Consider the following 4,478-nt stretch of genomic DNA (forward strand, 5'->3'; position numbering starts at 1 on the left):
GGCTTGAGCCCCCCCGCCCCGCCCCCGGTTGTGAACCCGCCCCCTGGTTGTGGGCCATCGTCCCGCTGGGCGGTGGGGGTCCCCCGGACGGAGTCCGGGGGGGTGGGCACAACCGCACCACCGGGCCGCACGCCCCGCGCAGCGGGACGCGCCCGCCCCGGCGTCAGGCCGTGTGCCGCCGTCGCCAGGCCCGTGCCCCGATCAGGCCCAGGGCCAGCGCCGCGCCGCCGCCCGCCGTCGCGGCGACGGCCGTGACGAGAGGCTCCCCGTGGGCGGGAGCCTCGGTCGCGTAACCACCGGCCGCGCCCTTCCGCGCGTACGCGGAGGCCGGCAGCTTGTCCCCGTACGCCTTCACGACCCGATCCCGGTACGCCGCCAGGCTCGTCCCGTTCCTCCCGACGGCCCGCACCGCGTCCTCGTCCAGCGGCAGCACCTTCGCGCCCTTCTGGACGTACCACGCGTCGATCTGCGGCTCACGGAACACGACCCCGCCCGGCAGCGCCCGCGCGCCCTGCGCCGCGTACCGGATCTCGTCGTCGCCGGTGGCGATGTTCACCACCTGCCAGCCGCCCGCCTGCCGCACCGTCCAGAGCGAGGCCGTCTGCCCGTCCGATGCGACCGCCTTGCTGGCGTGGAACTCGACGAGGGCGACGGGCGCGCCCGCCTTCCCCGCCACGAAGTCCGGGGACAGCACCCGCACCGGCACGGACGCGCCCTCGATCCGGGGCTTGGCCGCCGAGCGGGCGAGGGCTCCGTCGCGGGCGAAGAACCGGGAGAGCGTGTCCAGGGTCGCGGGCGCGGACGCAGCCTTCTCCGGGGTCGCCGCGGAAGGCGGCGCGGCGGCCGTGGCGGCCGGTACGGCGCCGAGGGCGACGAGGGCGGCGGCGGACATGAGCCCGGCGCCGATCGCGCGTGCCGTTGCGTTCATCGTCGTCACGCCCCTATCCGGTAGAGCGAGTGCGTCCAGGAGAACGACCCGTTCTCCACGTACCAGGCGTGCGAGGCCCAGTTGTAGCGGTCGCTGGAGGGCCAGGGATCGCCCCAGTAGACCCAGCTGTTCGCGTCGTCGTACCCGTAGATCACATGCATGTGCCCGCCGCCGCTCGACCACTGGATCCGCGTCTCGATCGGACGGTCGGCGTCGATCTCGCTGCGCACGGTCGACCAGCGCAGCCACCCCGTCACGTACGAGCCGGGGTTGACGCCCGCCCAGCGCAGACCGGTCTGCACATTGCCGAGGGTGGCCTGGTTGTTGGGGCAGTCGTAGCCCTGCTGACGGTTGAAGGCGGCGTTGCAGAACTGATTCTGGCTGTAGTTCCGGCCGAACCAGGTCGCGATGGTGTTGCCGGCGGCGGCCCAGCACCAGTTGGTCTTCTGCTGCGCCTGCATGGTGATGTTCAGTCGCTTGTACGCGAGGGTCGCTTGGGTGGAGACGTCCTCGCCCGTCGGCGCGGCGGTCGCCGACGACATGGGGAGCAGGAAGAGGGCGGCAGCGGCGAGTGCCGCCATGGACAGCTTTCTACTGCGCATCGCGTTCCTCCCGAGGTGGGGGGGGTGGGGATGTGGGGAGTCGGAGGATCACGTCCGGACGCTGTCCAGGAGCATCGAGCGTTGTCCGGAACGGGTCAACACGCTTCAATGCGGGGTGACGGCGGGCTGTGAACGGTGTGACCCGGGTGTGAACACGCACCTCCCCGTCACCTGCGGCCCCGCCCCGCCGGGGCGGTGGCCCGCCCCCTTCGTCGTGAACGTTCACTGAGGAGTCCCCGTGGGGCACACCGAGGCCGATCTGGCGCAATTGCTGCACACCGGACCGTTCCATCTGGCGCTGCGCACGGCGCTCGCGGTGCGCGGTCTGCCGCTCCAGCGGGTGCAGCACCATCTCGCCCACCGGGGGATCAAGGTCGGGGTGACCAGCCTCAGTTACTGGCAGCAGGGCGCCCGCCGCCCGCAGCGGCCCGAGTCGATGAAGGCCGTGCGCGCGCTGGAGGAGGTCCTTCAGCTGCCGGGCGACTCGCTGATCCGGCTGCTGGCCGAGGACGCCGGGGCGCGCGGTGACGTGGAGCGGCCGGCGGGCCGCTCGTACCGTTCGCTGGTGGAGGCGTCGGGGGCCGTGGAGGCGCTGCTCACGGAGCTGGAGTCACCGGTGGACGGCGGGCTGCACACGGTCGGCCACCACGAGCGCGTACGGATCGGGGCGGGGAGGGAGCTGGTGGGGCGCGACTCCCAGCATGTGGTGCGGGCGCACCGGGACGGAGTCGACCGCTATCTCGCCATCCACCACGGCGATCCGGGCTGCGATCCCTCGCGGGTGGTGGTGCGGGCGACCGACAACTGCCGCACGGGGCGGGTGCGGTGGCACCGGGAGACGGGGGTGCTGGTCGCGGAGCTGCTCTTCGACGCGCGACTGCGGGCCGGGGACACGTACCTCTTCGGGTACGGCTTCGAGGACGGGACGGGCGGTCCGAGCGGGGAGTACGTCCGGGGGTTCAGCTTCGCCGGCGGGCAGTACGTGCTTCAGGTGCGGTTCGACGAGGCCGCGCTGCCGGTGCGGTGCCGGCGCTTCGCGCAGGTCTCGGCCGGTGCGCCGCGCGGTGGCCGCTCGGATCTGACACTGACCGGGCGGCACCGCACCGTGCATCTGGTGGAGCAGGGGGTACGGCCGGGGATCCTGGGGATCGACTGGGACTGGGCGTAGGGCGGGTCCGGCGGATCAGGGCCTCAGGCCTCGGGGCCCGCCACCAGCTTGCCGCCCTCGACGCGGACGGGGACCTCGGGGAGCGGGACCGTCGCCGGGCCCTTGAGGGCCTTGCCGGTGGTCACGTCGAAGCGGCTGCCGTGGCAGGGGCAGTTGCCCTCGTTGTTCTCGATCTTGTCGAGGACGCAGCCGGCGTGGGTGCACTGGGCGCTGAACGCCTTGTACTGGCCCTTGGCCGGGCAGCTCACCAGGACCCGCTGCTCGCGGTAGAGCTTGGATCCGCCGACGGGCACCTCCTCGGGCGCTCCGAGCGTGACCGGTGCGGTCGGGGTCGGGACCTCGGCGTGCCCGAGCTTGGAGTCCGTGGAGCAGGCGGCGACACCCAGCCCGGCGGCCCCGGCGAGCGCGGCGCCCTTCAGTACGGTGCGGCGGGTGGACTGGCCGGACATGAGCGCTCCACGGTGAGATCAGGGCAAGGGGTGACCGAACCGACGATACCGGCGGCCACCTGCGCCCCTTCGCGGGGGTTGTCGTGGCCCGTGGGGCATGGGTTACGTTCACGGCGTGATCGTCGTCGCCGGTGAGTCCCTGATCGATCTGGTCCCCGAGGGGGCCGCCGTCACTCCGCTGTCCCCGCTGACGCCCAGGCCGGGCGGGGGCCCGTACAACACGGCCGTGGCGCTCGGCCGGCTGGGCGCGGAGGTGACGTTCTGCTCCCGCGTCTCCACGGACGCCTTCGGGGTGGCCCTGGTGGACGGGCTGCGGGCGGCGGGGGTCTCGGACCGGCTGGTGCAGCGCGGTCCGGAGCCGACGACGCTGGCGGTCGCGTCGGTGGGCGCGGACGGCTCGGCGGAGTACGGCTTCTACGTCGAGGGGACGGCCGACCGCCTCTTCGCCGTGCCGGAGCGGCTTTCCGAGGGGGTGCGGGCGGTGGCGTTCGGCACCTGTTCGCTGGCCTTGGAGCCGGGCGCGAGTGCGTACGAGGAGCTGCTGCGGCGCGAGGCGGAGCGTGGCGCGCTGACGCTCCTCGACCCCAACATCCGCGCGGGCCTGATCCCGGACGCGGCCGCCTACCGCGAACGCTTCGCGGGCTGGCTGCCGTACGTCTCGCTCCTGAAGCTCTCGCAGGAGGACGCCGCATGGCTGGGCGGCTCCCCGGCCGAGTGGCTGGAGCGGGGCCCGTCGGCGGTGGTCGTGACCCGTGGCGCGGCGGGGCTGACGGTCTTCACTCCGTCGTTCGAGGTGTCGGTTCCGGCGGTCCGGGTGAGGGTCGCGGACACGATCGGCGCGGGCGACACGGTGAACGCCGCCCTGCTCCACGGCCTGGCCGACCGCCCGGTGACCTCCCTGGACGCGGACGCCTGGTCCGCCCTTCTGTCGTACGCGGCGAAGGCGGCGGCCCTGACCTGCACCCGCCCGGGCGCGGAGCCGCCGTATGCGCACGAGCTGACGGCCTGACGTCCGGTCGAGCGTCCCCGCGCGTAGAGGAAACCGGGGGTGCCGGGGGCCGGGACCGGGGGGCCGGGGGTGCCGCGACCGGGGGTCCTGGGACCGGGAGTCCCGGGAGTCAAGATGCCGGGGCCCGGGTGCCGGAGCCCGGGGTGCCGGAGGTGCCGGGACCGGGGTGCCGGGGCCGGGGTTGCCGAGGCCGGGGTTGCCGGGACCGGGGTGCCGGGACCGGGGTGGGCGGCCCCCACGCACCGGTGCCGCCGCGCTCCCCCCCCCGCCCTCCCGCCGCGGCCGGCCCGCGCGCGACAGACGGCGGGCGGGCGGCAGCGCG

General features: G+C 74.5%; 5 protein-coding genes. 2 read left to right on the forward strand and 3 right to left on the reverse strand.

The genetic code is table 11. From position 1 onward, the window contains the following. Window positions 1-163 precede the first annotated feature (163 nt). Together ACFVZW_RS35410 and ACFVZW_RS35415 are read right to left on the reverse strand one after the other, a co-directional pair. Window positions 164-928 (reverse strand): hypothetical protein, encoded by a 765-nt coding sequence (locus ACFVZW_RS35410; protein ID WP_384530452.1) that lies wholly within the window; start codon window positions 926-928, stop codon window positions 164-166. A 5-nt stretch (window positions 929-933) separates the two neighbouring features. Continuing rightward, on the reverse strand, window positions 934-1,530 hold the full coding sequence (locus ACFVZW_RS35415; protein ID WP_384530455.1) for a papain-like cysteine protease family protein: 597 nt from the start codon (window positions 1,528-1,530) through the stop codon (window positions 934-936). A gap of 238 nt (window positions 1,531-1,768) precedes the next feature. On the opposite strand from ACFVZW_RS35415, the gene ACFVZW_RS35420 reads away from it, so the two are divergent. Beyond that, window positions 1,769-2,698 carry a hypothetical protein gene (locus ACFVZW_RS35420; RefSeq protein WP_384530458.1) on the forward strand — a complete coding sequence of 310 codons (930 nt, stop codon included), beginning with the start codon at window positions 1,769-1,771 and terminating at the stop codon, window positions 2,696-2,698. Between the two features lie 23 nt (window positions 2,699-2,721). On the opposite strand, the gene ACFVZW_RS35425 is transcribed toward ACFVZW_RS35420, so the two are convergent. Continuing rightward, window positions 2,722-3,147 (reverse strand): Rieske (2Fe-2S) protein, encoded by a 426-nt coding sequence (locus ACFVZW_RS35425; protein WP_384530461.1) that lies wholly within the window; start codon window positions 3,145-3,147, stop codon window positions 2,722-2,724. 115 nt (window positions 3,148-3,262) lie between these two features. Here ACFVZW_RS35425 and ACFVZW_RS35430 point away from each other — a divergent pair, with 115 nt between their 5' ends. Continuing rightward, window positions 3,263-4,156 (forward strand): carbohydrate kinase, encoded by an 894-nt coding sequence (locus ACFVZW_RS35430; protein WP_384530464.1) that lies wholly within the window; start codon window positions 3,263-3,265, stop codon window positions 4,154-4,156. Window positions 4,157-4,478: the final 322 nt, after the last annotated feature.

Origin of the sequence: Streptomyces sp. NPDC059567 (assembly GCF_042735655.1) — a bacterium.
Taxonomy (GTDB): Bacteria; Actinomycetota; Actinomycetes; order Streptomycetales; family Streptomycetaceae; genus Streptomyces.

Excerpts from the sequence above, each read along its gene's own strand:
- ACFVZW_RS35415 (WP_384530455.1), bottom strand. The coding sequence starts at position 1,530 with ATGCGCAGTAGAAAGCTGTCCATGGCGGCACTCGCCGCTGCCGCCCTC.
- ACFVZW_RS35410 (WP_384530452.1), bottom strand. The coding sequence starts at position 928 with ATGAACGCAACGGCACGCGCGATCGGCGCCGGGCTCATGTCCGCCGCC.
- ACFVZW_RS35425 (WP_384530461.1), bottom strand. The coding sequence starts at position 3,147 with ATGTCCGGCCAGTCCACCCGCCGCACCGTACTGAAGGGCGCCGCGCTC.